At 32.9% G+C, this 25,799-nt stretch carries 21 protein-coding genes; 2 read left to right on the forward strand and 19 right to left on the reverse strand.

The window, feature by feature from the left end; all coding sequences use genetic code 11:
- Positions 1 to 88 precede the first annotated feature (88 nt).
- From glpK to MHB47_RS07890, 8 genes are all read right to left on the reverse strand, one after another.
- Positions 89 to 1,591, reverse strand: coding sequence for a glycerol kinase GlpK (gene glpK, locus MHB47_RS07855; RefSeq protein WP_340756027.1), 1,503 nt, complete (start codon positions 1,589 to 1,591; stop codon positions 89 to 91).
- A 186-nt stretch (positions 1,592 to 1,777) separates the two neighbouring features.
- Positions 1,778 to 2,596, reverse strand: coding sequence for an MIP/aquaporin family protein (locus MHB47_RS07860; RefSeq protein WP_340756029.1), 819 nt, complete (start codon positions 2,594 to 2,596; stop codon positions 1,778 to 1,780).
- 173 nt (positions 2,597 to 2,769) lie between these two features.
- Positions 2,770 to 3,804 (reverse strand): S66 family peptidase, encoded by a 1,035-nt coding sequence (locus MHB47_RS07865; protein ID WP_340756030.1) that lies wholly within the window; start codon positions 3,802 to 3,804, stop codon positions 2,770 to 2,772.
- 223 nt (positions 3,805 to 4,027) lie between these two features.
- Complete coding sequence (locus tag MHB47_RS07870; protein WP_002507808.1) at positions 4,028 to 4,561, reverse strand: glycerol-3-phosphate responsive antiterminator; 534 nt, start codon at positions 4,559 to 4,561, stop codon at positions 4,028 to 4,030.
- Positions 4,562 to 4,572: 11 nt separating this feature from the next.
- Positions 4,573 to 6,522, reverse strand: coding sequence for a DNA mismatch repair endonuclease MutL (gene mutL / locus MHB47_RS07875; protein WP_340756032.1), 1,950 nt, complete (start codon positions 6,520 to 6,522; stop codon positions 4,573 to 4,575).
- Positions 6,523 to 6,534: 12 nt separating this feature from the next.
- Positions 6,535 to 9,183, reverse strand: coding sequence for a DNA mismatch repair protein MutS (gene mutS, locus MHB47_RS07880; RefSeq protein WP_340756034.1), 2,649 nt, complete (start codon positions 9,181 to 9,183; stop codon positions 6,535 to 6,537).
- A 510-nt stretch (positions 9,184 to 9,693) separates the two neighbouring features.
- Positions 9,694 to 11,916 (reverse strand): beta-glucosidase, encoded by a 2,223-nt coding sequence (locus tag MHB47_RS07885; protein ID WP_340756035.1) that lies wholly within the window; start codon positions 11,914 to 11,916, stop codon positions 9,694 to 9,696.
- A gap of 80 nt (positions 11,917 to 11,996) precedes the next feature.
- Positions 11,997 to 12,959, reverse strand: a complete 963-nt coding sequence (locus MHB47_RS07890) for an alpha/beta hydrolase (protein WP_340756037.1) — start codon at positions 12,957 to 12,959, stop codon at positions 11,997 to 11,999.
- 142 nt (positions 12,960 to 13,101) lie between these two features.
- On the opposite strand from MHB47_RS07890, the gene MHB47_RS07895 reads away from it, so the two are divergent.
- A complete protein-coding gene (locus tag MHB47_RS07895) occupies positions 13,102 to 14,313 on the forward strand; it encodes a helix-turn-helix domain-containing protein (RefSeq protein ID WP_340756040.1) in 1,212 nt (403 codons plus the stop codon).
- 184 nt (positions 14,314 to 14,497) lie between these two features.
- On the opposite strand, the gene thiW is transcribed toward MHB47_RS07895, so the two are convergent.
- From thiW to MHB47_RS07945, 10 genes are all read right to left on the reverse strand, one after another.
- Positions 14,498 to 14,995 (reverse strand): energy coupling factor transporter S component ThiW, encoded by a 498-nt coding sequence (gene thiW / locus MHB47_RS07900; protein WP_445684152.1) that lies wholly within the window; start codon positions 14,993 to 14,995, stop codon positions 14,498 to 14,500.
- Positions 14,996 to 15,029: 34 nt separating this feature from the next.
- Positions 15,030 to 15,389 carry a RicAFT regulatory complex protein RicA family protein gene (locus MHB47_RS07905; RefSeq protein WP_002507816.1) on the reverse strand — a complete coding sequence of 120 codons (360 nt, stop codon included), beginning with the start codon at positions 15,387 to 15,389 and terminating at the stop codon, positions 15,030 to 15,032.
- Positions 15,389 to 16,930, reverse strand: coding sequence for a tRNA (N6-isopentenyl adenosine(37)-C2)-methylthiotransferase MiaB (miaB, locus tag MHB47_RS07910; protein ID WP_340756042.1), 1,542 nt, complete (start codon positions 16,928 to 16,930; stop codon positions 15,389 to 15,391). The genes MHB47_RS07905 and miaB overlap by 1 nt, the downstream gene beginning before the upstream one ends.
- Before the next feature lie 221 nt (positions 16,931 to 17,151).
- Entirely contained in the window at positions 17,152 to 17,448 is a 297-nt protein-coding gene (locus MHB47_RS07915; protein WP_340756044.1) for a thiamine-binding protein, read from the reverse strand.
- Positions 17,449 to 17,551: 103 nt separating this feature from the next.
- On the reverse strand, positions 17,552 to 18,445 hold the full coding sequence (locus MHB47_RS07920; RefSeq protein WP_340756046.1) for an NAD(P)/FAD-dependent oxidoreductase: 894 nt from the start codon (positions 18,443 to 18,445) through the stop codon (positions 17,552 to 17,554).
- A gap of 72 nt (positions 18,446 to 18,517) precedes the next feature.
- Positions 18,518 to 18,901 carry an RrF2 family transcriptional regulator gene (locus MHB47_RS07925; RefSeq protein ID WP_046465286.1) on the reverse strand — a complete coding sequence of 128 codons (384 nt, stop codon included), beginning with the start codon at positions 18,899 to 18,901 and terminating at the stop codon, positions 18,518 to 18,520.
- Between the two features lie 106 nt (positions 18,902 to 19,007).
- Positions 19,008 to 19,643, reverse strand: a complete 636-nt coding sequence (locus MHB47_RS07930) for a poly-gamma-glutamate hydrolase family protein (protein WP_340756048.1) — start codon at positions 19,641 to 19,643, stop codon at positions 19,008 to 19,010.
- A 193-nt stretch (positions 19,644 to 19,836) separates the two neighbouring features.
- Positions 19,837 to 20,703 (reverse strand): 2-oxoacid:ferredoxin oxidoreductase subunit beta, encoded by an 867-nt coding sequence (locus MHB47_RS07935; protein ID WP_021338758.1) that lies wholly within the window; start codon positions 20,701 to 20,703, stop codon positions 19,837 to 19,839.
- On the reverse strand, positions 20,704 to 22,464 hold the full coding sequence (locus MHB47_RS07940; protein ID WP_340756051.1) for a 2-oxoacid:acceptor oxidoreductase subunit alpha: 1,761 nt from the start codon (positions 22,462 to 22,464) through the stop codon (positions 20,704 to 20,706).
- Positions 22,465 to 22,577: 113 nt separating this feature from the next.
- Positions 22,578 to 23,366: a TIGR00282 family metallophosphoesterase gene (locus MHB47_RS07945; protein ID WP_002507824.1), complete on the reverse strand. Its 789-nt coding sequence runs from the start codon at positions 23,364 to 23,366 to the stop codon at positions 22,578 to 22,580.
- A 164-nt stretch (positions 23,367 to 23,530) separates the two neighbouring features.
- On the opposite strand from MHB47_RS07945, the gene MHB47_RS07950 reads away from it, so the two are divergent.
- The gene (locus MHB47_RS07950; RefSeq protein ID WP_002507825.1) at positions 23,531 to 23,749 is read left to right on the forward strand and encodes a hypothetical protein; all 219 of its coding nucleotides are present in this window, start codon (positions 23,531 to 23,533) and stop codon (positions 23,747 to 23,749) included.
- A gap of 220 nt (positions 23,750 to 23,969) precedes the next feature.
- Here MHB47_RS07950 and rny read toward each other — a convergent pair whose 3' ends face one another.
- Positions 23,970 to 25,529 carry a ribonuclease Y gene (gene rny / locus MHB47_RS07955; RefSeq protein ID WP_340756053.1) on the reverse strand — a complete coding sequence of 520 codons (1,560 nt, stop codon included), beginning with the start codon at positions 25,527 to 25,529 and terminating at the stop codon, positions 23,970 to 23,972.
- Positions 25,530 to 25,799: the final 270 nt, after the last annotated feature.

A 25,799-nucleotide genomic window follows, 5' to 3' on the forward strand; every position in this document is an offset into this window, starting at 1 on the left:
TTGTACGAATTGAATCTCTCATTTCTCATCTCGATATTATTAACTTACCCGTATTGTAGCATAGATAACACTTTTAAGTCTAATTTTTTTACTCATCGTCTAATTTAAAGACTTGAGTAGCTTCTACAGCTTTCTTCCAGCCTTTGTAATGTTTTTCTCTTTCTTGTTCTACCATATCTGGATTGAATTGCTTATCTAACTTCCAACGGTTAGCAATTTCATCTTTACTATCCCAGAATCCAACTGCAAGTCCAGCTAAGTATGCTGCACCTAATGCTGTTGTTTCACTAATTTCTGGACGTTCAACACCAACATTTAAGATATCAGATTGGAATTGCATGATGAAATTATTTTTAACTGCGCCACCATCAACACGTAAATTATTTACTTTGATACCTGAATCTTTTTCCATAGCTTCTAATACGTCACGTGTTTGATAACATAATGATTCTAAAGTAGCTCGGATGAAATGTTCTTTTTCAGTACCGCGTGTAAGTCCGAAAATAGCACCTCGTGCTTCTGCATCCCAGTACGGTGTACCAAGACCAACAAATGCTGGCACAACATAAACACCTTCTGTTGATTCAACACGTTCTGCATAATTTTCTGATTGTGGTGCTGAATTAATCATTCTTAATCCATCTCTTAACCATTGAATTGCAGAGCCTGAAACAAAGATAGATCCTTCAAGTGCATAGTTGACTTTACCATCGATACCATATGCAATAGTCGTTAATAAACCACTTTTAGAAGTAACTGCCTCTTCTCCTGTATTCATTAACATAAATCCACCAGTACCATAAGTGTTTTTCGCATCACCACGTTCGAAACATGCTTGACCGAATAATGCTGCTTGTTGGTCACCAGCGATACCAGAAATCGGCACTTCTTTGCCGAAGAAATGATAATCTACAGTATTAGCATAAACCTCGCTTGAAGATTTTACTTCAGGGAGCATTGAATTTGGAATTTCTAAAATATCTAATAATTCTTGATCCCATTCCAAATCATGAATATTGTAAATTAATGTACGACTTGCATTTGTATAATCTGTGATATGTGCTTGTCCACCTGATAATTTCCATACTAACCATGAATCTATTGTTCCGAATAATAAATCGCCATTTTCAGCTTTTTCTCTAGTACCTTCTACATTATCAAGTATCCATTTTACTTTTGTACCTGCAAAATAAGGATCTAATAAAAGACCTGTTTTTTCACGGAATTTACTTTCTAAGCCTTGGTCTTTTAAGTTCTGACAAATACTTTGTGTTTGACGAGATTGCCATACAATTGCATGATATACTGGGCGAGACGTATGTTTATCCCATACTACTGCTGTTTCACGTTGATTTGTAATACCGATACTCGCGATTTGATCTGCGCCAATATTCTCTTCATTTAACACTTCAGCAATAACTGCTAAAACAGATGTCCAAATTTCATTTGCATCATGCTCTACCCAACCTGATTTAGGAAAATATTGTTTGAATTCACGTTGTGCTACGCCTTGGATTTTTCCATCTTGATCAAAAAGAATTGCTCTTGAACTTGTTGTACCTTGGTCAATTGACAAAATATATTTTTTCATAATGATAATCTCCCTTATATTATGTTTGTAGGATGGACAATAATGTATGTAAAATGAATAATTCCCAACAACATATTTATATACATTCTATTTTAATAATCCAACAAACATATTCATATTATTTATTTTTTTATAATATAAGACCTGTTTATATTTTAACGTATAAACAGGACAGTTAAAACTTATTTAATAAATTGATTCGATACCTTTTGCACTTTTTGCTTTATTTAAAGCGATTCCAAGCGCAATTGTTACGATTAGCAACACAATTGATACAACAGACATCATATCAAAAGCACCTTTATAGAATAATCTATAAATAACCGCACCCATCATACCACCTGTAATAGGTCCTAAAACTGGAACAATTGCATAACTCCAATTTGATTTACCTTTACCAGCAATTGGTAAAATAGCATGTGCAATACGTGGTCCTAAATCACGAGCAGGATTAATGGCATATCCAGTTGGACCACCTAAACTTAAGCCAATAGCAACGATTAAACTACCAACAATTAGTGGATTTAAACCATCAGCAATTTTATTCATCCCAATGAATAATAAGCCCATTGTTAAAGCAGCAGTACCAATAATTTCACTTAAGAAGTTGGCAAAGTAATTTTTTATTGCTGGTGCTGTAGAAAACACAGCTAATTTTGTATCTTTGTCTTCAGTTGCTTTCCATTGCGCTAAGTACATTAACCAAACTAAAGTACCACCGATGATACCACCAAGTATTTGACAAATGATGTATCCTGGAACCATACCCCAGCTTAATGCACCGTCCATTGCGAACGCTAATGTAACGGCCGGATTTAAATGCGCACCAGATATTTCACCTGTAGCATAAACGCCCATAGTTACAGCAAGTCCCCAACCTGTGGCAATTACAATCCAATCAGCACCGTTACCATTGCTTCGTTTTAAATTAACGTTGGCAACAACGCCACCCCCAAATAATACTAATATTGCTGTTCCCAATAATTCAGCAAAATATACACTCATAGAGACTCCTCCTAAAAAAAGACAAAGAGATTCCTACAATTATGTCCAGCGTTAATACACTGGTTTAATGACTGTAGAAATCTCCCATCTCTGTTCTAATTATTAACTTGTGTTTATCTTACACCTCTATTGAAAGCGTTGTCAATCCTTTTTTGTAAAAAAATTGCCACAATTTAAAAATCAATAACAGCGCTTTCTTTAATTTCGAATTGCTGAGTATAACAATTTATTTTTGCTGATAAGCCATAAGGCATGCTGTGCTTGGGCTCATTGTGTCCAAATGACAAATTATATAAAATTGGAACGTTTGGATTTTTACTTTTTTTAATAATTTTTAATATTTCATTTTTATACGTTTCATAATATATTTTATTAAATGGTTTACCAAAAACAATGCCTTCAACTTTATCTAACACACCTATTTGTAATAATTGGTTAAACATTTTTGAAAATTCTAAAGGAGATGGTGTATCTTCTGAAGTTTCCAAAAAAAGTATCGCATGATTAAATTGCTCTAATTCCGGAAATATGGAAGTTTCTATCAAACTCACAAACGTTTCTAAGTTACCTCCGATTAAATGGCCACTCACAATATCAGCTCCATTTATAACTTCATAACTTTGGTTATCTCGTTTAGTCCTAGCAACATTTTTATTTTCTACTTTCCATTCTAATCCTGTTGGTCTTGTATAAGGCGTAGGCAATCGTTCGCCAATCGCTGAACTATTGAACCAACATTTTTCAATATCATTAATTGTATAGCTATCCATTTCTATATTCTCCGCAAAATCTGTTAATAAGGCTTGTCCATAAAAACTAACAATACCCATTTTATAAAACATCATGTGGACAGTCGTTGAATCAGAGTAACCCGAGAAAATTTTTGGGTTATCGTAAATTGCTTGAAAATCTACATAAGGTAATATTCTAATGGCATCTTCACCACCAATACAACTTATAATCGCTTTTACATCACTATCTTGTAATGCTTCATTTAAATCAGAAGCACGCAGTTCAGGGTGTTCACGTACATATTTAATACCTTTGAGTGCATTGGGCATGACTTTCACATGCAAACCAAACACGGATTCAAGTCGTTCGATTCCTTGTTTAGTTCGCCATAAAATCGAATCTTCTCCCGCTAAACCAGAAGATAAAGATACAATTGCAACAGTGTCACCTCTTAATAATTTTCTTGGTTTTATCATTAAATCTCCCCTAGGATTTTGATTTATGTAAATTAATACTATTCATTAAAAAATGGTATAAAAAAAGAATTAGCTATAAGCTTTAGAAATGATTATACATTAATAAAATGATTTAATGCGTTTCTAAAATAGCTAATTCTAGTAAGACAATTACATTATAGTCAATGCCATTCAATCTTTATTCTTTATTAGAACGACTGTTAATTTAACTACTTTAGTTGTATTACCATAAATCCCTATCGCTTGTAGTGATATATTTCGCACCATTTTCCACCGCAACATCAACTTCCTCAACATCATTAATCAAACCACCAGCAATCACAGACGTATTTGTCTCTTCATTAATGATTTTTATTGCCTTTGTTGCTATACCAGGCAACACTTCAACAAAGTCAGGTTCAACACGTTTTATAAGCTCAATACTTCTAGTTAGTGCATGACTATCTAGAATAAATACGCGAAAAACAGTAGTCGTATTCAACGCTTTGGCTTTGTTTATAACTTTCGTTTTTGTTGATACGATACCTTTGGGATGATAGTTTTGAATGATAAATTCACAAGCAAATTCATCGTGACTCATACCTCTAATTAAATCGATATGCATATACACTTCTATATTATTCTTCTTCATCAATTCCATAATGCTTTTGATATGACCTATATGCGTATCTAATAATACACATTCTTTATAATCTGTCTGTATCAGTTTTTCTAAATCTTTCATTGAGCGAATAGCCGGTAAAATATATGGCTTCATCCACTAACCTCCTATATAATACGCTTAAATAAGCGTTCTAATTCATAATTTGAAAAATTAATGATTATCGGTCTGCCATGTGGACATGTAAACGGATCTTCTGTTTCTCTCAATTGATTCACTAAATCTGCCATTTCATTATTTTTTAAATAGTGATTTGCTTTAATTGATTTCTTACAACTCATCATAATAGCAGCTTCTTCACGTATTTTTTTAACATTCACTTTTTTATGCTCTAAGACATACTCAATCATATCTTTAATAATTTCTTCCGCTTCAGCAGCAGGAAACCACACTGGATAACTATCAACAATATAATCATTACCACCAAACGGTTCTAAATGCACGCCTACTTTATCTAATTCTTCTACGTGCTGATTGATAATCATCAACTCGTCTTTGGAGAAGTGAAAAGTTAAAGGAATTAATAAATTTTGTATTTCATTAGAGACATCACCTATTTTTTCTCTAAAATATTCGTATTTAATTCGTTCCTGTGCAGCATGTTGATCAATCATAAACATACCGTTCTCATTTTGCGCAATAATATATGTGCCATGAACTTGACCTACAACTTCCATATAAGGTATACGCTGTGATGGGTTACTACTGATACTTCCTTTAATATCTGATGCGTCAGCTACCTCTTCAGAAGGTGCTAATGTATCAGTAATATCTTGTTCTTCCATATCAGTCAACACATCTTTTTGCGCCTTAGCATAATCATAAGTCGATTCTTGCACTGAATAGGAATCGTCTGCAGTGGTATTCGGACTTGAGAGTGTATTATCTAAGGCTTGATTAGATTGATTTGTTTCATTGGGTTGATTATCATCAAGGTCAAAATTCAAATTCGTTGAATGTGTAGCATCTCTTTGCTGTTTGCGTTTCTCAAAATCAATTTTCTGTTGTTCAAATTTATCCAGCACTTTATTTTTCTGCGTCAATTTATTCATATCATTTTGTGGTATTAAAATACGATCTTTAAAAGCTTCTCGTATTTTTTCTACGATTAGTTCAAACAACTGATCTTCTTTAGATAAACGTACCTCTAATTTAGTTGGATGCACATTGACGTCGACCAGTATCGGATCCATTTCAATATTAATATAACAAATTGGAAATCTGCCAATCATTAGCAGTGTATGATAGCCTTCTAAAATTGCTTTGTTTATTAAAAAGTTTTTGATATATCTACCATTAATAAAAATAGATATATAATGTTTATTACTTCGGGAATGTTCTGGTTTAGCAACATAGCCTTCTAAGCGATAGTCACTTGTTTCACCCGTAATGTGTACTAAATCTTTAGCCACTTTCATCCCATATATTTCTGCCATAACTTCATTTGTACGTCCTGAACCATTTGTTTTTAGAATCGTTCTGCCATCCGAAATAAGTGAAATACGGATATCTGGATGACTCATCGCCATACGATTTACGATATCTGTAATTTTACCTAATTCAGTATATAAACTTTTAATATATTTTAAGCGCGCTGGTGTATTATAAAATAATGATTCAACTAATATATCAGTACCTTGTTTCGCCTTTGCAGGTTTTTGATTAAGAATTTCACCATTTTCCACATAAATCTCTTGGCCTTCTTGATTATCTGTACATGTTTTCAGTGTCACTTTGGAAACAGAAGAGATACTTGCTAATGCTTCTCCACGGAATCCAAGTGTGCGAATATGAAACAAGTCATCGTCTGCATCTAGTTTACTTGTTGCATGTCGATGAAAGACGAGACCTAAATCTTCTATATGAATACCCGTACCATTGTCAACGACACGAATAGATGCTACGCCAGATTGTTCAACTTCGATATTGATTTCAGTCGCTTGGGCGTCAATGGCATTTTCTAATAACTCTTTGACTACTGAACCTGGACGTTCAACAACTTCCCCAGCAGCAATCTTATTCGCTAATGATGTTTGCAACTCTTTAATCTTACCCATTTGACTTCACCTCTATTTCAATTGTTTTTGTAATTCACTTAATTTAATTAATGCTTCTATCGGTGTCATATTAGATAAATTCAACGTCTTAATTTCATTTTCTATTTCAGATTGCTCGACCGGCGCATCAAATAGTTCAAATGCTGTTTGTTCAAATTGATTTCTTTTGTCATCCTGTTTTGCATATTCCGATTGCTCAGGATATGTTGCAACTGGTTCTTCTACATTTGAGTATTGCGCATCTTGAATACTTGAGTCTACTTCAAGTTTGTTAACTACGACTTGGTTTTCTTGTTTGTCAGTCTGTTCAAACGCATCTAATATGACTTGCGCACGTGAAATTACTTCGTCAGGTAAATGTGCTAATTTAGCTACTTGAATACCATAACTATCATCTACTGCGCCATCTTTAACCTTGTGCAAGAAGATAAGTTCACCTTTGTATTCGTTTGCTGCTACATGCACATTTTTCAAACAAGATAAAGACTGATCTAATGTTGTTAACTCATGATAATGCGTAGAAAATAGTGTCTTAGCATGAGACGTATTCGCAACGTATTCTATCATTGATTGTGCAAGTGCTAATCCATCGTAGGTCGAAGTACCTCTTCCAATTTCATCAAAAATAATCAAACTATTTTCTGTCGCATGTGCGAGTGCTTTCTGCGCTTCTAACATTTCAACCATAAATGTACTTTTACCTGATACAAGATCATCTGCGGCGCCTATTCTTGTAAATATCTGGTCAAAGACTGGGAGCGTTGCCGATTCACAAGGGACGTATGCTCCCATTTGAGCCATGATACTAATTATGGCTACTTGACGCATATATGTGGATTTACCAGACATATTAGGCCCAGTTATTAAATAGACAAATGTATCTTGATCTAATTCACAATCATTTGGCACATAATCATTATGGTCCATCACGCGTTCGACAACTGGATGACGCGAATTGATTAATTGTAGTGTTTTGTCTTCGCTAAAAGTTGGACGTGCATAGTTATATTTTTGCGCAATTTCTGCAAAACTTTGTAAACAATCAAGTTCTGATATAACTTTTGCTTGTTTTTGTAAACGTTCTGTATAGGTTTTAATTTTTTCTCTTAGTTGAACAAACAATTGATATTCTAATTCGATTGCTTTATCTTCAGCACCAAGAATGATGTCTTCTTTTTCTTTCAATTCATCTGTGATAAAACGTTCTGCATTAGATAACGTTTGCTTACGATGATATCCAAATGCTGTTGGGTCGAAACCTTGTAAGTTCGCTCTAGTAATTTCAATAAAGTAACCAAACACTTTATTAAAACTAATCTTTAACGATTTAATGCCAGTACGTTGACGTTCTTTTGCCTGTAATTCAGCTAGCCATGACTTTCCATTTTTAGATGCCTCTAAATACTCGTCTAACTCACTATTAAAACCAGTTTTAAAAAGGCCACCTTCTTTTACAGAGATTGGTGGTTCTTCTTTTAAACTTTCTTCTAGTAAGCCAAGTAATTCTTCTAAAGGCTCTAGCGCTTTAAATTGTGCAGTCATCTGTTCATCAAAATCATTAAGTAGATTTTTAATATTAGGGATTTCTGAAATAGAATGTTTCAACTGAATTAAATCACGTGCATTGACGTTACCATAACTTACACGGCCTACTAAGCGTTCAATATCATAAACTTGATTCAAATGATTTCTTAATGTGTCTCTTTCAATGAAATGATTAAGAAACTGTTCTACTGTATCTAAACGAGATTCTATATGTGCTTTATGGATAAGTGGTCTATCAATCCACTGTTTTAATCGTCTGGCACCCATTGGCGTCTTAGTCTCATCCATTAACCAGAGCAATGTTCCTTTTTTAGTTTTTAAACGAATACTTTCTGTTAATTCTAAATTTCGTTTAGCGTAAAAATCCATTTTCATAAAGTCTACCGCTTCATATTTAACAACTGCTTCAATATGGGATAAATCTCTTTTCTGTGTGTGATATATATAATCTAACAACAATTGTGTCGCATTAAACAAGTTGTGTTCTTTCATAGTATTTACATTATATTGTGCATCTGAAATTTCCGATAATACCGTTATCGTTTCAGTTGTTAAACTGATTTGTCGTTTTAAATCATCATCAATATTCTCGTTTACGACGATTTCATTAGGATTAATAGTTGTAATTTCATTCATTAGCGTCGCTTCATCTTCGAAATGTGTAACTTTCAACTCTCCAGTTGAAACATCACAATAACTTAATGCATAAGCGACACTATCTTTCACAAAACTCAATATATAGTTGTTTTGTTTTTCATCAACGCCACCTTTATCCATTACCGTTCCAGGAGTAACAATTCTAACAACTTCGCGACGAACCATACCTTTAGTCTGTCTTGGATCTTCCATTTGCTCACATATAGCTACTTTATATCCATTGCTAATCAATGTTTCAATATAGCCATCTGCTGAATGATAAGGTACACCACACATCGGTATTGGGTTCGTTTTTTTGGCATCCCTTTTCGTCAAAGTGATTTCTAATACTCTTGACGCCTCTTTCGCATCATCAAAAAACATTTCATAAAAATCGCCCAATCTAAAAAATAATAGACAATCTTGATATTGTGATTTTATTTTTAAATACTGTTGCATCATAGGAGTTTGGTTAGTCATTTTGATATTTCACAATCCTTCTATTAGTTTCTTACTTTTAAATTATCAATTTGGATTATACTTAATTTTGAATATGTAAGTTGCATTATATCAATGTTTTTACATTTATCTATTTAGTAAAAATTAGCATTTATGTTATCGCTATCCATTTAATTTTCTTTAACTTAATTAGTTAATTTAACTCTTAAATTTTAACATAACTTTAGATATTACGCCTATTTATTCAATCATAGCGTTAAAGCTTAATTATTATCAAACGCTTTTATAAGCGTTTTTAGAAAAACCTTAATTTTAAGTATTCAAACTGTATTGATGCGTATATGTTATATGTATATTGTTCTATGCAAATGTAATGATAAAGCCACACGAACAAAACCCTCACTACTGGCACAGTGAGGGGTTTTGTATTTATACTACAAATCTTAATAATCATATTGCAACATCGTATAGTATAAAAATACTAAATAAATTAAATTGCGCTGCATTTTATAACAATCAATTTACATATAATTATTTATGCTTTAATTCTTCATTTGCGGCATTGATAAAGTCATGTACTGTCGCTATATCCATATCGAGCATTATAAGTGAACGTAATGGTAAATTTTCAAAAAGTGGCGCAAGTTCTGGATCTTCTGTTACCTTACCTATGAGTTCGTCTAATTGATATTGTTTCAGTGATTGTTTGATTTCATTTTTTCTTAACACTAATTCATATACATAAGTATCTTCATGAATCCAATACGATTTTGTTTGATTAGTTATATCTAAAGTAATTGATTGCTCTAATCTGATATCTTCAACTGAAGAACCTACATATACTACGTACTCTCCATCATCTATTTGCCATTGTCTCGTATTATTATTAAACCAGCGCAAAGCTTTATAAGGTATATCAAACGTAATTATTTTTGATTCGTTTGCATCTAAAGCAATACGTTCAAAATCTCTAAGTTCTTTGAGTGGCATATCTATATCACTTGCACGATTTCCAATATAAACTTGTATAACTTCTTCCCCAAATATTTTCCCAGTATTTTTGATATCCAGATTAATTTTCAAGCTATTTTCTTGAGGAGCAATTTTGATATTAGAATACTCAAAGGTTGTATAACTTAAACCATGGCCAAATGGAAATTGCGTTTTGATATGTTTTGTATCATAATATCTATAACCTACATATATGCCTTCTCTGTAATCTTCTTCTACTTTACTTTGATTAAATGTTAAATACGAGGGAACGTCTTCAAGTCGTTTTGGAACAGTTTCTGTTAATTTACCTGCTGGATTTTGTTTACCAGTTAAGACATCTTTGATTGCTTCTCCTACTGCTTCACCTGATAAATAGGTTTCAACAATAGATTTCACTTTATGTGCCCAAGGCATAAGTACTGTCCCACCATTTTGTAAAACAACAGTTACATTTTGATTCTCTCTCGTTACTGCATCTAATAATGTTAATTGATTGTCTGGTAATGCTAAAGCATTTTTATCGAATCCTTCAGTTTCATAACTTTCAGGATAGCCTAAAAATAATATTACTTGGTCGTTTTGTTGCGCTACTTTTACTGCTTCTTGTTGAAGCTTTTGATCTACTTCATGATTACTAATGTAATAACCCTGAGCATATTCAACTTGATGTTTATTAAAAGCTTCCAATGGCGTTACAATGTTATATGGATTAACTTTAGAAGAACCGCCACCTTGAATTCTTGGTTTAGCTGCAAGTTCACCAATCAAGCCTAATGATGATGAATTTATTGGTAGGTTATTGTTTTCATTTTTTAATAAAATAATACTTTTATTTGCTAGTACTCTTGAGAAATCATGGTAACTCGCTTTGTCATAAGACTGCGCTTCATCTTTGATTTGATGTTGTTTAATTAACGTTAAAACACGATCCACTGAGATATCTAGTATATGCTCGTCCAATTCGCCTTTTTTTACAGCATTTGTTACTTCAGTCAATGTGCTTTGTCCCTTACCAGGCATTTCTAAATTCAGCCCTGCTTTTAATGAATTGGAACGATGTTTTATCGCCGACCAGTCAGAGACAACGACACCTTGATATCCCCATTCATTTCTCAGCACATCTGTAAGTAGCCATTTATTCTCAGAAACAGGAACATGGTTAATAGCATTATAAGAACTCATAATCGTAGCTGGTTGAGCATATTTTACAACTGTTTCAAATGCACTAAGATAAATTTCTCTCAGTGTTCGTTCATCTATATTAGAAGAATTGGTAAATCGTTGATTCTCTCTATTATTAGCGGCAAAGTGTTTTACACTTGATCCAATACCCTGAGACTGTAAACCATTAATATAAGCTGTTGCAAGCTTACCAGCTACTAAAGGATCTTCAGACATGTATTCAAAATTCCTACCAGCCAAAGGGTTTCTTTTAATATTTATACCAGGACCTAACAACACATTAACTTTTTCACTTTTTGCTATTTGTCCTAAATATTCACCATATTGACGTAGCAAATTTTTATCAAATGAACTAGCAATTAGTGCTAAACTTGGAAAACTAATAGTTTTTATGCTTTGATTTAAGCCTAAAGCATCAGCTCCCTCTTCTTGCTTTCTTACCCCAGAAGGACCATCAGTTAGTAGTAGTGCATTTAATCCTTTATCTTCTAGGTCATGCGTATACCAAAATGCATGGCCAGTTACAATTTTAATTTTTTCTTCTAACGATAAATTTTTAATTATTTCATTGTTTTTCATAAGACATTTCTCCCTTAAAATAAGTATTACGAAATTTGTGTCGCTCCAAATGAATTTTTTACTTGTCAAAATTTTCTTGTTTAGTTTGTAATAAAATGAATAGTTTCTTCAAGTGCATCATCAGCTTCAGGTGAATATCCAAGATCATTTATGAATGCGTGATAAGCATTTTCATATAATAGGCATGATACTTTATGCCCAGATTTTTCTAATAACTCAGCGTATTCTATACCATCACTTTTTAGCCCATCATTTTCAGCTACCATAATTAAAGTATTAGGCATTTCAGTTGGTATATTTGCTCTTAATGGTGATACATAAGGTAAGTGTTTGTCCTTTTTGTTCTTTAAATATAAACGCTGACATACGAAAATTAATTTTTTCATGCCTTGAAAAGCTGCACCTTGTTGTTTATAACTGGGTTTGTCTAAAGAAACTAAATCTGTCAAAGGATAATATAAAATTTGGTTGTGGATTTTAATCTGTTCTTTTGCTAATTTTAATATTAATGCCGCTGCTAAATTACCACCTGCACTATCCCCGGCTATGCTAATTTGAGTTGTATCAATATCAAAATCACTCGCGTATTTCAATAAATAGTTTAAGCCCTTATAGCAATCGTTTAACCCTTCTGGATATTTAGCTTCAGGTGATAAGGTATAATCTACACTCGCAATAACGTAACCTGTTCTGTCAGCAAGTGCTCTCATGAAATTATCATTTACATAGGAAGAACCACCAATAAATGCACCACCATGAATAAAATAAAGTAGCGGTTTCTTGCCATCCGCGTTGCTATCATTTCGATATATATTTAATGAAATTAAATTTTTCCAACCGTAAATTTTGTACGTTTCTTTATAAATTGGTTGACTGTAATTTAATAGTTTTTGATCTTGATTTTCCATAGCTTTTCTAAAAGTTTTAAGATTGAATCTAATCAAATATTCTAATACAGGCCCAGGAAGTTTAGTTAATAACTTCATACTATTTATAGCATTTTCTTTTTTATCTTCACTTAATTTTTTTCTTACTATATCCACAGTAGCGTCACTCCTTTTATTTACAAACAGCGTAATAAATAAATCTTTTCTTATATCTCTTATTCTATTCTTTTCCCAAAAGATTTAATTGCACTTTTTCCATAAAAATAGTATATTTTCTATCAATAAGGGAGGAAGCTTTATGAACTATGAAAAAAAAGATGAACTTGATTATATTTGTAAAATGCTACAAGAAAATACTGGTATGAATATTTCAATAAGCAAGGCAAATATCACTATTAAAGAATTTAAGTTTGTAAATCGGGAAAACCCTTTTCTTCCCACAGATGGACTTTATCAAGAACTATTTACTGAAAATGAATCTATTTTTGAAATACCCTTCATCAGATCACTTAATGATATAGAATGTTTTTTATGTTTACGAACAACATACTTTGACTTAACTATAGGGCCTTGTGTGTTAGAAGAAGTGACTAACAGTCTTTTTTATGATTATATAAAGCGTTATAAAGTGCCACTTTATTTAAAAAAGAATTTAAGAATTTATTTTAACTCTATCCCTATCTATAAAAAAAATGACCTCATTAATATGGGGCAACTGGTTTATTTTCTGTTATTTAACAAACAACTATCTCCATTAGCTATTAAAGAACAATCACTTAATACGTTAATTTTAGAAAATGATATTGATTTCGAGCTTTCAATTAAACGTCTTAATGAACAATTACATCATGATATTTTATTAGAAAATAAATTTAATGAATATATAAAACAAGGAGATATTGATAGTATAAAAAAGATTTTTAAAAATACAATTGATTTAGAAAAAGTTGGGGTAGTTATGCCTGATAATCTTACTCGTAATGATAAAAATTTAGCTATTTCTGCAGTAGCCATAGCGAGTAGATCAGCAATCGAAGGTGGATTACACTATGAAGTAGCTTACTCAATGAGTGATATACTCATCCAAAAGATAGAGGTAGAAAAGGAAATTGACTTATTAAAATCAGTAGAATATATATTTATAGAATTTGCTAATCAAGTAAAAAAATTAAACAGTGATAAATATTCACAGCCCATTAATTTAGTGCAACAATATATTTATAACCATTTATATCAACTTTTAACTTTAGATATATTAGCAAAGCATGTAAATTTAAGTTCAAAATATTTATCTCATTTATTCAAGAAAGAAGTTGGTATTACGATAAGTGCCTATATTACAGAGAAAAAACTAGAAGAAGCTAAATTATGGCTAGATAACTCAAGTTTATCCATTTCTGAAATAGCTCATCAGCTCAGCTTTTCAGATCAAAGCTACTTTATTAAAGTTTTCAAACGTTCTATTGGACTAACTCCAAAACAATACCGTTTAAAAAATTATAAAACATAAAATACTTTTAATGTTATCAAGATTGTAAAAGTAAAGTAGTCATAAGTCTTTATTCATAAAAACGAGACCAAGTCTCTATAAGTAATCAAGAATATTAGCATGTCATAACTTGTTTCGTTATCCATCCAAAAACTTCATGATTAATTATTTGAGTCTTAATCTCGTATCGTAAATCTTATATAGCTTATAAGAAGCGTTTTAATATACCTTTTCTTTTCAATATCATTAATAATATATAACTGATGATAGCACCAATAATGCTTGAAACGATAAATGCTAACATTAATGGTTTAATAGCAAAGTTAGAAAAGCCAAGTATCCAGGCTAATGGAATACAAATTATACTACCAATAATACCTGTCCCTATCACTTCCCCTACCGCAGCCATAAAGATATGCTTACGGTAATGGTAAAAACCACTTGCGAGTAGTACACCTACCATACTTCCAGGAAAGGCGAAGAAGCTACCAGTACCAAAAATCATACGTAATACAGAAGAAATAAATGCTTGAGCTAGTCCAAACCAAGGGCCAACAAACACGGCACATAGTACATTAATTAAATGTTGAATAGGTGCTGCTTTAATCGGGCCTAACGGAATGACAATAATACTACTCAACACTACATTGATAGCGATGAATATTGCGGTTAATGTTAACCTTTTCGTCTTAATTGACTTCATTCGGTTCATTCCTTTCCTGAAAGTACATTACATGCTAGTCCTCATTTTGCTCATGTTGATTCAAACGATCAGACATTGTACTTATCATCATTTGTAATAAATCGTTGGCTTCAGTTTGCGATTCTCTGAATTCTTCCACTATAGGTAGCACATTAATATCTTGCTCAATACCTTGTATTTTACCTTCAGATTGTTTTAAAGCTTCTGTTTTGCCGTAATTTTGTAAATTTACGGATTGCTTTTGTGTTTTTTTTAAATCTTTCATGCGTTGTTCAATATTTTTATTGTAATGAATTTGTTGTTCCACAGTGTGATAATCTTTAACTGTATCCAATGATTTGATTCGTTCACTAATGCGATTTGCTTCAGCTAATATGTCATCTTTTTCATACATTATTGAGTCACCACTGCTTTTTCACTCGCACGTAAAAATGTACCGTTTAATGAAAATTGCTTCGCTTCGTCAACTTGTACATCAACAATTCTGCCTATCATTTCTTTAGGCGCTTTGAAGTTAACAAGTTTATTTTTAGAAGTATAACCCGCTAACACAGCATTATCCTTCTTACTGGCACCTTCACACAATACTTGGATTACTTTGCCTTCATATTGCTTCATAGCTTGTTCTGAATAATAAGCCACTTTTTTATTTAATTGTTGTAATCTATCTTTCTTCACCTCTAAAGGCACATTATCTTTCATCTTCGCTGCTGGTGTACCATCTCTTTGTGAATAAATATAAGTATACGCATGTTCAAATTCAACTTCGTCATACAATGTTAAAGTTTCTTCAAATTGTGCTTCAGTTTCATTTGGATAACCTACGATAATATCTGTAGTCAATGCCACGTTAGGTATCTTCATTTTAATTCTATTTACTAAATCTAAATAGCTTTCACGTGTATATTTACGTCCCATAATTTTTAATACTGCGTTGTTACCTGATTGAACTGGTAAATGTACGTGAGGTACAATATTGCCCCCGTTCGCAATAACTTCAATCATACGATCCGTAAAGTCCCAAGGATGACTTGTAGTAAATCTCACTCTTGGTATATCAATTTGTGTAATATCTTCTAATAAATCACCCAAACCATATTCTAAGCCCTCTATATCTTTACCATAAGCATTAACGTTTTGACCCAGCAACGTAATTTCTTGATAACCTTGGCGCGCTAAATCTCTCACTTCAGCAATGATATCTTCTGGACGTCTACTACGCTCTTTACCTCTTGTAAAAGGCACAATACAATATGTACAGAATTTATCACAGCCATACATAATATTTACCCAAGCTTTAATATTACCTTTTCTTACTTTAGGAAGGTTTTCAATAACGTCACCTTCTTTTGACCATACTTCTACTACCATCGCTTTTGATAAATAAGCTTCTTCTAAAATTTCTGGTAAACGATGAATATTATGTGTTCCGAAAATAATATCAACGTTCTGGTATGATTTAAGAATTTTGTTAACAACTGATTCTTCTTGTGACATACAACCACATACACCGATAATTGTTTCTGGCTTTTCTCGTTTTAAGTGTTTTAAATTACCAATTTCACTAAACACTTTACTCTCTGCATTTTCACGTATTGCACATGTGTTAATTAAAATCACATCAGCATGATTAATATCTTCTGTAGCAGTATAACCTAAAGCGCCTAAAATACCAGCCATGACTTCTGTATCATGCGCGTTCATTTGACAACCATATGTTTTAATTAAGAAGGTCTTCCCTTGACCCATATTGCGGAATTTTTCATCTATGTGGAAATCACGGTTATAGTTCACTTCTTCTTTACCACGTTTACGTGCTTCCTTTAAACTTGGTGGTTGATAGACATGCTCAAAATACTTGCTATAATCTTTAGTCTTCTTATCTCGTTCGGCTAAAATATCTATAGAAGTACTTTTTCTTTGCTCTTCATTCACTCTACAAAATCCTTTCTATATCATATAAACTATGAACACATGTTTTAAAATATGTTTTATTTTTTGGTATTTCAACCTAGTCGTTCAAAGTTCTATAACTTTATCCATAATCATTACTTCATTATATTAAATTTAGCCCCAAAGTGCAAAAGTCTTTCCCAATAAGCAAAAACGATTCAACATCTTGATATGTTGAATCGTTTTTCTTTATTATATATTTTTTAAATTTCGTCATATTTTCCAGTAAGTGTCTCGATTGTAATGCCTTCAGGAACATGATAAAACTTAACCTGACTAATCGTACTCGGTATCTCCAATTCAACCATACGCTCATTTAACTTTTGAATCAAGATCAAACATTCATTCATCTCACCTTGTACTGTTGTTTCTAAAGCTCCAACTCTATAAGCCAAACCAGAATCATCAATTATTTTTATCGCTTCATCAACATAAGGTATAACATCTTCACCATTAGCAGTTTTCGGAATAATTTGGACACTCATTAACGTATCATGCATATCACTTCAGCCCCTTATATGTTTTATTTATCTTTTAGTTTATCAAATAAGATGTTCAAGGCATAGATATAAAGCGTTAATCATTTATACCATAAGATATATTTTAAAAATCTTCATTGATTTGTGTCATCATTATCATTTTAGCAACCATACCGCCATTGGCCGCTGCATCTATAATTTGGCCAGCGAAATTATCTTTCGTTTCTCCTGCAATATAAAAATGCTTAATTGAAGTTTCACCAAATGCATTGACTTCAAATTTTTCATTTTCATCACGCTCTAAACTCAAATTTTTCAAGAAATCAAAATGAGTATCCCATTGCATTTGGCTAAATCCCCCTTCAACTTCAACTTTTTCATCATTTGCTAATGTAATATGAGTCAACTGACCATTTTCACCATTTAAATCAGCAATGAAATCGGTATATATATCAATGTTTTTAGCTTTAAGCCATGCTTTATCTTCGGTTGTAACACTTTCACCGTTTGTAAAAACGATAAGATTTTTTGAAAAGTTACTTAATAATTTAACCATATGTGGCATCATCTCAACTGTATAAATGATAGCCAATTTACGGTGACGCATTTCATAGCCATCACACCACGGACAATAAAATATTGATTGTCCATAAAATTCATTGAAACTAGGTATGTCTGGTCCTCGTTCTCTTAAACCTGTTGCGAGTAACACTTGTCTTGCTGTAAATGATTGTCCTGGGGTAAAAACTTCAAATCCGTCATCGTTTTCCTTAATATCTAAAACACGTTCTGCTAAAAATGATACATCTTTGTATTTAGCAATATCTTGTTTTGCTTTTTGTTTGAATTCAGCTGGTGAAATACCATCTTGCGTTAAATAACCATGTGATTCTGATGTCACTCGATTTCGTGGTTTATCCTCATCAATAACCAATGTATGCATCATGCCTCTTCCAAAATTCAATGCTGCGCTTAAGCCAGCAGGACCGCCACCAATAACTATGATTTCGTAATCCATTTGCTCCACTCCTTTACACCTTTTAAAGACTCTTAATATCTATAATTGATTGGATAATATAAGGACTTAGTATTAAGCTAAGTCCTTTAATTTTTTTTGTTCTAAATTATTTATTAAACTACGTTCCGCTTCATCCATGATTTGTTTAATAGAACAACCTTCACCATGGTTAAAACTATCTTCTAGTAAGCTTTGTTTGCCATCAATCGTTACAATAATTTCATATATTGAAACCTCTTGCCATCCATTTTTTAATTGATAGCCGCCTTTGGCACCACTATTTGCTGAAATTATCCCAGCTTTTACAAGTCGTGTTAAAATTTTAGATAAATAAGTAGTAGAAACTTTCAATGCAGCTGCTAAGTCTTGTACTGGTATTCTTTTTGAATCACCGTTACTTTTTATCATAAATAATAAAGCGTGTAATGCATAATCTGTTGCCTTAGAACATTTCATTTGTTTATCAACTTCCTATTAAAGATATCATATATCTATAATATCTTATTATGTTTTGTTTTGCAAATATTAATTATAATGTTGGTTAGAATGACATCATAAATGGTTAATTGGGCTCATGTTGATAATGGTTTACAGCGTCAATAATTGCTTGCGTAAAATTAGTCATTAATGGAGACCAATTATCTCGATTTTCCCTATCATAAAGATTATATCTTTTGTTAATAAAGAAATTTTTTCTTAGACGCGCAGTTAATTCTAGCTGAACGCCAGCTTTGTGTTGACAACAATTAACAAAATTATCATCGTGAAGTCCAGAAATATGAGCTGGCGCATCTTTAACGATGATATTAATTTCAGATAAATATTGCTTAATATAATTTATCAGTGCTTGATCTCTTCCACCAATATATACTTCTGGTTTATCACCCATACAACCGTGAACAGAAATCGCATGTCTATTGTCATTGATCATTTGTAAAAGTTTGGGCTCATCGAAATGTCTTGATGTCACATGTAGTTCGTGATTTTTATTGTGGCGTACCCCTTTAAAAGTATAAAAATCATAGTTACCGCGTTCGCTTATAGATTGAGCAAGTTCAGTTGTTCCACGTTCAATCGCCCCACCATGGACTGCCGTAATAATCATTGGCTGAGCTGTTTGCCGCGTATGAATTTCCCAATCTTCACCTTCCCTTGTATGTAACATAAGTTCAGTCATTGAATTAAATTGGTCTATCATCGTATTCCCTCCAAAGTATAAAGCCCTATTTAGTTTCTATAATACTATAAATCAGAATATGTTATTCCTTCATTTACTAAAAAAGCTGATACTATACGGTGTTGGATGTGTCTCAATCCATCTCCGTACGTAATCAGCTTATATGCTATCATTTAATTATTTTTACTATATTAGTATTATCTATACTTCCAATTTAAACAAATTGTTTTGTTAATTCATTGAATTGCGTTTCATCAATATGAATATCTCTTTTAGCTAATGGCGTATCTTCCATTTCTTCAATTTGAGATTCATATGAAGGTGTTTCAGTATCTTGATAAACAATGCCTTTAATTAGCGAATCATACTCTAAAACTTTTTGTGTTGCTTTACTTTTATCTGTAACATCAAAACCTTCTATATCTTCAATGCTTGTAAGGTTTTCTTTAAACCAATCATAAGTATTCACTTTATTATATGTGACACATGGTGAAAAGACGTTCACAAATGAAAAACCGTCGTGGTTAATAGCATCTTCAAGCATTTTTGTAAGTCCTTTTATATCACTTGAGAAACCTTGTGCTACAAATGTTGCCCCAGAAGATAACGCGAGCTCTAATGGTTTAACATTTTGCTCGATATTTCCTTTTGGTGTTGATTTTGTAACAAAACCTGGCGCTGATGAAGGTGATGTTTGACCTTTAGTCAGTCCATAAATTTGGTTATCCATTACAATATATGTCATGTTCATATTTCTACGCAATGCATGAACGGTATGGCCCATACCTATTGCATAACCGTCACCATCTCCTCCGGAAGCAATAACAGTCAAGTCTTTGTTCGCCATTTTCACGCCTTGTGCTAATGGCAATGAACGACCATGTATACCATGTACACCATAAGAATTCACATAGCCAGATAAACGACCTGAACAGCCGATACCAGTAATGATTGCTACTTCTTCAGGTTCCAAACCAATATTGGCTGCTGCTTTTTGAATCGCTGCTTGGACTGAAAAATCTCCACAACCTGGGCACCAATTGGGCTTAACATTATTTCTAAAATCTTTAAACGTTGCCATTTATACCAGCTCCTTTAAATCTTTGGCAATCTCAAGTCCTTTTGTTTCAATTTCATGTGGCAAGAATGGCGTACCATCGTATTTTGTTTGGTTCACTAATTTATCACCTAATGTAACATTCATTTTCAAGATGCTTGCAAGTTGTCCTTGGTAATTGTGTTCTACTACTACAACTTTTGATGCTTTATCAATGGCTTTTTGAAGTGTTTCTTTAGGAAAAGGATGCAATTGTCTAATTTGTAAATGATTTACTTTTAAGCCTTGTGCTTCTAGTCTATCTTTACCTTCTTGAATTGCGCCTTTAGTAGAAATGAAACCTAAATATAAGATGTCTGCTTCATCATGTTGTTCATCTGCCTCTACTGGGTCTTTAATCAGTAAATGCTCAGTTTTACGCATACGTTTATCCATTTGTTGTTGTCTATTATCTGCCGCTTCACTCGTCTTACCTTCTTCGTTATGCTCTACACCTGTTACATGGTGTATACCGCCTTTAACACCTGGAATAGGTCTAGGTGATACGCCATTCTCAGTCAATGCATAACGTTTGAAATACGCTTTGTCATCTTCTTCTCGTTCTATATCAGATTGGATTGTTTCGCCACGGTTAATTTCTATTTTGTTATAATCTAATTTTTCAACAGTTTGTTTGCCTAATGACAATTGTAAATCACTTAAAATAATCACTGGACACTGATACATTTCTGCTAAATTAAATGCTTCAATTGTTAGATAAAATGCATCTGCTGCATCTGTAGGTGCAACTACGATTTTAGGAATATCCCCATGTGTACCGTAAATCATCTGCATTAAATCAGATTGTTCTTGCTTGGTAGGCAATCCTGTAGAAGGCCCGCCACGTTGAGTATTAATCACTACAAATGGTGTTTCTGTCATACCGGATAGACCAATCGCTTCCATCATTAATGAAAGTCCAGGTCCAGCACTAGCTGTAAAAGCACGTACGCCAGCATAATTTGATCCAATAGCCATGTTTGCCGCAGCAATTTCATCTTCAGTTTGTACAACTGTGCCGCCTACTTTTGGTAGATTATCAATCATATACTCCATAATTTCTGAAGCAGGCGTAATAGGATATGCTGCCATAAATCTTGATCCAGCTGATAAAGCGCCTAAGCCGATTGCATCATTACCAATCATATATAGATGTGGTGTTCCATCTGTTTCTTCTAAAACAAAGTCACCTTCAACATCATTAAGTTGCTCCATCATTAAACGATAACCTTCATTTAATGCCTCTATATTCATTTCGACAACTTTCTCGCCTTTTCTAGTAAACATATTAGTAATAAGCGTTTCAAAAGCTGAAATATCTAATTTCATTACTGCACATGTAGCACCAATAGCAACCATATTTTTCATTAAGGCAGTGCCTAATTCTTTTGCTGTTGCCGTAAATGGTAAAACTATGAGTTGCGCACGACAACCTTCAGGTTTTTCTGGTTTTGCCTTGCTGTCTGCAATAATAATACTATCTGTTCTCATTTCATGATGGTTAACTTCTATTGTTTCTTGATCAAAAGCGATTAATATATCTAAATCATCACTTATCGCATGTACAGGTGATGTTGAGACTCTTATTTTATTATTCGTATGTCCGCCCATTATTCTACTTGAAAAATGACGATATCCATATAAATAGTATCCTTTACGGTTCATCGCAGTAGCAAAGATTTCCCCCGTTGATTCAATACCTTCACCTTGCTGGCCGCCAACTTTCCATGATACTTGTGATTTCATACCATCTTGCCTCCTAATGGTTATAATAATTCATAATCAATCATATCAAAATAAACCACCCTATTACTATGTAAAGAGTGGTTTATTTTAAAATTCATACTAACGGACGATAATTAAAATGGATGATCATCGTTGATAAGTACGCGTTCAATATGCGTTGCTTTACCATCTTTATTAATATCTATTATAACACCAGACAAGACACTACGTCCTTCATCCGGCACTACATGTCTTTGTGGTAAGCTAGTAATAAAGCGTGTGATTACTTCTCCTCTATTGATTCCAAGTATACCATCGTAAAATCCAGTCATACCTACATCTGTAATATAACCTGTACCACCTGGCAATATTCTTTCATCAGAAGTTTGAATATGTGTATGTGTACCTACTACAGCACTCACTCTATTATCTAAATACCAACCCATTGCATTTTTTTCAGAAGTTGTTTCCGCATGAAAATCTACAAATATATAATCTGTCTCTTTTTGTGCTTCAGCAATTAATTCATCTGCTTTTTTGAATGGATCATCTATGTCTTGCATAAATGCACGACCTTGTAGGTTGATAATCGCCAATTTAAGATCGTTGATTTGAATAATGCGCATACCTACACCTGGCGCTTCATCTGGAAAATTTGCTGGTCGAACCATACGCTTAGCACTTTCTATAAAATCATAAATTTGACGTTGTCCGTAAGTATGGTTCCCCATAGTCATGAAATCTACGCCTTCTCTTAATAATTCTTTATATATCTTTTCAGTTAATCCTTTACCATGTGCGGCATTTTCCGCATTTACGATTGTAACTGTAGGACGATGCGTTTGTTTAAGCTTAGGCAAGTACGTGTTAATTGCTTCTCTACCTACTTTACCTACGATATCTCCAATAAATAATATTCTCATTTACTTGTTCATCCTCTCTTAATGCTAGTTTAATGTAAATGATTTACATTGAAAAGGCTCTTTAGTAAATATTCCTTTAATTTTTAAGTTTTATATTTTGTAATGGGGGTATAATTCATTATAGTAATTATTTTAATCCACAATATAGGAGTTGGAAGTAATACATGTCAATTAATATCGATCCACAACATTTTGCTGATCTAGTTGTTACAGCAAACCCATCAAAAAGTGAAGATGCAGAAGATATAGCAAAAGATAGTCTAGAGCTATATATCAATGCTTACCGTTTAGCAGAAAGATATGCAAATATCGCTACAAATTGCTATGACACAGCTGAAATTATCAAAGAAGTTAAAGTTGCAGATTTGGAATTAAACAAATAAACATATAAATTGCTTAGTATAATGAAGTTTACTTCAATATATCGATAAGGAGTCTTTTAACTTTATAGTTAAAGGCTCTTTTTTGTTATTTGAGACTTTGAAGTTCTTTTACTATTTAAATAACATCATAAAACGGTAAATGATACGAATCATCAAAAAACTGCCAACAAGTCCTATGACTTTGTTGGCAGTCTCTAGTTAGACATTCAATGACTAACATTTATTTTGCATATTCAATTGCTCTAGTCTCACGAACAACTGTCACTTTTATATGACCAGGATATTGAAGTTCGTCTTCAATTTGGCTTTTTATATCTCTTGCTAAGCGATGTGATTTTAAGTCGTCGATAGTATCTGGTGATACAATAACTCGAATTTCTCTACCTGCTTGAATTGCAAACGCCTTTTCGACACCATCATAATTTTCAGATAGTGTTTCTAATCTTTCCAATCTTCTAATATAATTTTCTAAAGTCTCTTTACGAGCACCTGGTCTCGCAGCTGATAATGCATCTGCTGCTGCTACCAATATAGAAATAATTGAAGTTGGTTCAACATCACCATGGTGGGAATGAATTGCGTTAATTACTGTATCATTTTCAGCATATTTTTTTGCTAATTCTACACCTATTTCAACATGGCTACCTTCAACTTCATGATCGATTGCTTTACCAACATCATGAAGTAGACCAGCACGTTTAGCTAATGTAACATCTTCACCTAATTCAGCCGCTAACATACCACTTAAGTGTGCAACTTCGATAGAATGTTTCAATACATTTTGTCCATAGCTTGTACGATATTGTAAACGACCTAAGATTTTAACTAAATCTGGATGCATATTATGCACATTTATTTCAAATGTAGCTTGTTCCCCTGCATCTCGAATAATATCGTCTACTTCTTTACGAGCTTTGTCTACCATATCTTCTATTCGTCCAGGATGGATGCGTCCATCTGAAACAAGATTTACTAATGCAGTTCTTGCAATTTCACGTCTGATTGGGTCAAAACCAGAGAGGATAACCGCTTCTGGCGTATCATCTATAATTAAGTCAATACCCGTTAATGTTTCTAACGTACGGATATTTCTTCCTTCTCTACCAATGATTCGACCTTTCATTTCGTCGTTTGGTAAATTAACAACTGATACTGTAGATTCAGAAGTATGTTCTGCTGCTAATCTTTGAACAGTAGTTGCTAACAATTCTTTTGCATTTTTATCGACTGCTTCTTTTGCTTCTTTCTCTTTTTCCTTAACAAGTATTGCAATATCTTGTGACAATTCATCTTCAACTCTTTGAAGTTGCTCTTGTGCTGCTTCTTCTTGAGAGAGACCAGAGATGCGTTCTAATTCTTGTTCATGCTTATTTATTAATGTTTGAACACTACTCTCTTTTGCATCTACTTGTTGTTGTCGTTCTTCAAGTTTAGACTCTTTTTGCTCTAAAATCTCATCTTTTTTATCTAATAAATCAGATTTTCGCTCTAAGTTTTCTTCTTTTTGCAGAAGTCGAGCTTCTTGCTTTTGAAGATCACCGCGTCTTTCACGCAGTTCATTTTCACTTTGTTCTTTTAAGATTTGGTTTTCTTCTTTAGCTTCTAGGAGCTTTTCCTTCTTAGTATTCTCTGCTTCTTTATTACCTTGTTCAATAATATCTTCTGCAGTTTGTCTTGCTTGTAATTGCTTTTGATGCAATAGATTACGGGCTACAATGTACCCTACAACAACTCCGAGAATAATACCTAGCAAAATGAGTAGGAGGTCTAATAAACTCACACAAACACCCCCTTTTTATCTAGGATTTTGCTCTGTATATCAATTTCAATATGATTATATCAAGTTATATAAGAATCATACAATGTAATTGTACGGTTTTAAACTAAGAAGTGTCAAGGTTTCTGACACATTAATTCAATATTTGAGTCTCCTCTTTTACACTATTTCCACTATAATTATTGTTGTCACTTATATTATAAAGCTCATATAGCAAAATATTTGTTATATTATATTTTAAAATTCTTATATTGATGTAAAAAAATAAGCGCA

The organism is Staphylococcus sp. FSL K6-3157, from assembly GCF_038005145.1.
Lineage (GTDB): Bacteria > Bacillota > Bacilli > Staphylococcales > Staphylococcaceae > Staphylococcus > Staphylococcus equorum.